This is a genomic window from Halochromatium sp. (genome assembly GCF_046541315.1).
Lineage (GTDB): Bacteria > Pseudomonadota > Gammaproteobacteria > Chromatiales > Chromatiaceae > Lamprobacter.
The window spans coordinates 1-4,829 of record NZ_JBKHDN010000204.1 but is presented as its reverse complement, the minus strand read 5'-3'; the positions used below and the strand labels follow the sequence as shown (position 1 = coordinate 4,829).

The 4,829-nt window shown below is 65.6% G+C and carries 3 protein-coding genes; all 3 read left to right on the top strand.

Features of this window, described 5'->3' with window-relative positions; all coding sequences use genetic code 11:
* The first annotated feature begins 249 nt into the window (after window positions 1-249).
* Window positions 250-648 carry a rhodanese-like domain-containing protein gene (locus ACLFQI_RS11580; RefSeq protein WP_410759495.1) on the top strand — a complete coding sequence of 133 codons (399 nt, stop codon included), beginning with the start codon at window positions 250-252 and terminating at the stop codon, window positions 646-648.
* A gap of 26 nt (window positions 649-674) precedes the next feature.
* On the top strand, window positions 675-4,007 hold the full coding sequence (locus ACLFQI_RS11575; protein ID WP_410759494.1) for an efflux RND transporter permease subunit: 3,333 nt from the start codon (window positions 675-677) through the stop codon (window positions 4,005-4,007).
* Window positions 4,008-4,126: 119 nt separating this feature from the next.
* Window positions 4,127-4,829 (top strand): metallophosphoesterase family protein (locus ACLFQI_RS11570; protein WP_410759492.1); only part of this gene is annotated, 703 nt, incomplete at its 3' end.

The following is a 4,829-nucleotide window of genomic DNA, read 5'->3' as shown; positions in this document are numbered from 1 at the left end:
TGTGACCTGAGCGGGGGGATCTGCAGCGGGCATCGCAACGGAATGCCATTGCAATGGCATGCAGTGCATCGCGCCACCTGCGCCTGGTACTCGACTTGCTTGCTAAGGCAACGGCGCTGAGCGCTCTGCTGATCGCTCTGCTGATCGCTCTTCAGGGAGCGCATCAGCGCAGACCTCATTGAGACCGACCGGACAGACCAGCCGAGTCCGTCGGCAGACCCGCTCGAACCTAAGTTAGGAGGAATGGCTATGCAGACGCTCACGCGAGAGGAGCTTAAGGCGATGATCGACCGCGGCGACGATGTCTTACTCGTCAATGTGCTCGACCCAGCGGCCTTCGCGCAAGCGCATATCCCTGGTTCGCATAACGTGCCTGCGACAGACCAGGGACTCGATGAGCGCATACGGGAGCTTGGTGCAAGCGAGGACAGCCGCGTCGTGCTCTACTGCTCCAACTTCGACTGCAATGCATCGCATGCTGCGGCCAAACGGCTCGAGCAGGCGGGCTTCAACGACCTGTATCGGTATGCAGGCGGGATCGAGGACTGGATGGATGCGGACTACCCGGTCGAGGGAAAGCCGTTTCAGCGAACGACGGAGCCGTCGGTGCATAGCCGCCATCCGTGGTGCAAATCACCCGATTCATGATCCGTCGTTGAGCCCTGCGTTTGCCCATGTCTACCAATGACCCTGCCGAGACCGACCCCAACACCGCTCCCAACGATGCCGCGGAGACTGAGACCTCGGACGGCCGTTCGGATGAGCGTCCAGATGAAACCGGACAGGGTCGTGGCATCGCCGGGCGCATCGCCGCCTTCTTCATCGACTCGCCGCTAACCCCGCTGCTGCTGCTGGCAACGCTGGGCATCGGCATCCTCGGCCTGCTGAGCACCCCGCGGCAGGAGGACCCGGACATCTCGGTGCCGATGGTCGATATCACCCTGCGCTATCCGGGCGCCTCGTCCGGTCAGGTCGCGCGGATGGCGGTGGAGCCACTGGAGCGGCTGATGAGCGAGCTGAACAATGTCGAGCATGTCTACTCGGTCAGCCGCCGCGAGGAGGGGCTGGTGACGGTGCGCTTCGAGGTGGGCACGCCGATCGATCCCGCCGTGGTGGCCGTGCACGATACCATCGAGTCGAACCTAGACAAGGTGCCCCCGGACCTGACCGAGTGGCTTGTGCAGCCGAAGACCATTGACGACGTGCCGGTGCTGACACTGACCCTCTGGTCCGAGGAGATCGACGACGCGCGTCTGCGGATGCTCGGCCTGCAGCTGTTGCAGGAGCTCAAGCAGGTCGAGAACACTGGTAATGGCTTCGTTGTCGGTGGCCGCCAGCGTGAGATCGGCATCGAGCCGCAGCCGGAGCAGCTGCGCGGTTACGGACTGAGTTTGGATCAGCTCGCTGAGACCATCCGCAGCGCCAATACCGGACGCGGCACCGGCAGCGTGGAGCAAGGCGAGACTCAGCGCTCGGTATCGGTTGGCCAAAACCTCCAAGGCGCCGGGAACATCGAGCGCCTGGTCATCAACACCGAGGATGGACAGTCGGTCTACGTGGGTGACGTTGCCAAGGTCAATGCCGGAGCCGAGCGCGCCGATCAGGCGGTCTTCTTCTACACCGGACCGAGTCATCCCGCGGATGAAGCGGCCAATGGTGTTGGTGCGGTCACCATCGCGATCGCCAAGCAGCCTGGCTCCAACGGCGTCAAGGTAACCAACGACCTGCTCGAGCGGCTCGAGCAGCTCAAGGCGACAATGATCCCGGATCAGGTGCAGCTGGCGGTGACCCGAAACTACGGCGAGACCGCGGACCGCAAGGTCAACGAGCTGCTGCTGTCGCTGATCGGCGCCACCGCGGCCGTCGCGGTCCTGTCGCTGATCGCCATTGGGCTGCGTCCGGCGCTGATCGTGCTGGCCGTGATCCCGGTGGTGATCCTGATGACGGTCTGGTCGGCCGGCGCGCTTGGCTTCACGATCAACCGGGTCAGCCTGTTCGCACTGATCTTCTCGATCGGCATCCTGGTCGATGACGCGACCGTGGTGGTCGAGAACATCTTCCGGCGCTGGCTCGCCGAGGGCGCGACCGCCAAGTCGGTCGCGATCGACGCCGTCGGCGAGGTCGGCAATCCGACCATCATCGCCACCCTGACCGTGCTCGCGGCGCTGCTGCCGATGGGCTTCGTCACCGGCATGATGGGTCCCTACATGCGCCCGATCCCGATCCTGGGCTCGGCGGCGATGCTGTTCTCGCTGTTCGCGGCCTTCGTCTTCACGCCTTGGCTCGCCTATCGGCTGCGCCCGAAGCTGGCGGCGCTGGAGCGCTCGGCAAGTCGTGAGAAGCGCCTGCAGGGCTGGATCGATCGCGGCTACCGGCCGCTGATCGAGCCTTTGATCGAACGGCGGCCGGCCCGCTGGCTGTTTCTGATCGGCATCTTCGTCGCCTTCTTCGCCGCGGTCGCCCTGCTGCCGCTCAAGGCCGTGACGGTGAAGATGCTCCCCTACGACAACAAGCCGGAGATCGATGTGGTCATCGACCTCCCCGAGGGGACCTCGCTGCCGACCACCGCCAATGCGGCCCATCAGCTCGCGCAGCGGCTGCGCAGCGTCCCCGAGGTGCGCTCGTTGCAGGCCTACATCGGCACCGCCGCGCCGTTCGACTTCAATGGCCTGGTGCGGCACTACGACCTGCGCCAGGACCCCTGGCTCGCCGATATCCAGGTGCGGCTGCTGGACAAGGAGGAGCGCGAGCGCAGCAGCCACGCCATCGCCCAGGCGGTGCGCGAGCTGCTCACACCGTTGGCAGAGGAGCACGATGCCCAGATCAGCGTGGTGGAGATGCCGCCAGGGCCGCCGGTGCTGCAGACCCTGGTGGCCGAGGTCTATGGTCCGACGCCCGCGGCGCGGCGCGGCTTCGCCGAGGATCTGACTGAGATGTTCGCGGCGGCCGAAGGGGTGGTCGACGTCGACAACCGGATGCAGGCGCCACACAACCGCTGGCATTTCCAGGTGGACACCGAGAAGGCGAGCCGAAATGGTGTCGATGTCGACAGCATCACCCGCAACCTGGCGATGGCCATGGGTGGCTACAGTCTCGGCGACATCGCCCAGGAGCGTTCGCTGGAGCCGGTGAAGATCAAGCTCCAGCTGCCGCTCGCCACCCGCAGCCAGCTGCACCGCCTCGGCGAGCTGCCGATCCCGGCCCGGACCGGCGAACGGCGCATGGTGCCACTGGCCGAGCTGGGCCGTTTCATCGAGGTACCCGCGGACCCACTGATCTACCACAAGGACCTGCGGCCGGTGGAATACGTGACCGCCGGCATGGAGGGGCGTTTCGGAGCGCCGATCTACGGCATGCTGCAGGTCGAGGCCGACCTCGAGGATTATGTCGCCTCGGATGGGACTGAGGCGCCACGCGGCACCCTCACTGGCCCACCGAAACCCGGCACGACCGCCTTCGAATGGTCAGGCGAGTGGACGGTGACCTACAAGACCTTCCGTGACCTCGGCATTGCGTTTGGTGCCGCATTGCTGCTGATCTACCTGCTGCTGGTGGCTGAGTTCCGCAACTTCATCCATCCAGCGGTGATCATGGCGCCGATCCCGCTGACGCTGATCGGCATTGTACCGGGCCACTGGCTGCTCGGCGCCGAGTTCACCGCGACCTCGATGATCGGCTTCATCGCGCTGGCCGGCATCGAGGTGCGCAACTCGATCCTGCTGGTGGACTTCGCCCAGGGGGCGGTGAACCGCGGCCTATCGGTGCGGGATGCCGTGGTCGAGGCCGGCCGCACCCGGCTGCGGCCGGTCTGGGTCACGGACCTGACCATGATGGCCGGTGCCTTTGCGATCCTGTTCGACCCGATCTTCCAGGGCATGGCGATCTCGTTGCTGTTCGGGCCGATCGTTGCGGTGCCGCTGACGCTGATCGTGGTGCCGCTGGGCTGTATCGCCACCGGTTGGGCTTTTCACGGGACCGAGCAGGAGCCGGCGGGTAACGCGACATAACGCGACACCAACGCAGTAAGCGTCATTCGCCATGCGCGACGACCAACACGACAGCGGTACAGCGAGGTCTGCCCGAATGAGCTTTGCCCGTGCACGTTATGCCTCAGAGAGTTTTGCCGATGAGTGATCCCTACCTGCTCTTCCACCTAAGCGACATCCATTTCGGGCTCGAGGACAACCGCGCGCTCGATTGGGTGAAGCAACAGATTGCCGACAAGCAGCCCGACGCGGTGGCCATCACCGGCGATCTGACGATGCGCGCACGGCAGCATGAATTCGATGCCGCCTGCGCCTGGATTCGCTCGCTGGAGGCCCCGGTCACGGTCGAGGTTGGCAATCACGACTTGCCGTACTTCAACCCGGTCCAGCGCTTCTTCGATCCGTACAAACGGATACGGGCCATCGCCGACAAGGTGGAGCTGCCAATCGATTTGCCAGGACTAGCCATCGTGCCCCTGAAGACCGTGGCCCGCTGGCAGCCGCGCCCGAATTGGTCGAAAGGCTGGGTGACCGAGGCGGCGCTGGAGCGCTGCCTCACCCGGCTCGATGCGCTGCCCGAGGGGACCCGCGCGCTGGTGGCCGCCCACCACCCGCTGCGAGAGGCCGGCACCCAAGGCACCGCGCTGACCAGACACGGCCAGAAGGCGATGACCGAGCTGGCCAAGCGCGAGGTGCTTGCCGTGCTCTCGGGCCATGTCCATGACGCCTTCGACCTTACCCAGGAGACGGTGCAGGGGTCGGTGCGCATGATCGGTGCCGGCACCCTGTCGCGGCGGCTGCGCTCAACCCCGCCGAGCTTCAACGAGCTGCGCTGGGATGGCG

What these genes read in the sequence shown, in the direction of transcription:
- ACLFQI_RS11580 (WP_410759495.1), top strand. Translation starts at nt 250, where the DNA reads ATGCAGACGCTCACGCGAGAGGAGCTTAAGGCGATGATCGACCGCGGC.
- ACLFQI_RS11575 (WP_410759494.1), top strand. Translation starts at nt 675, where the DNA reads ATGTCTACCAATGACCCTGCCGAGACCGACCCCAACACCGCTCCCAAC.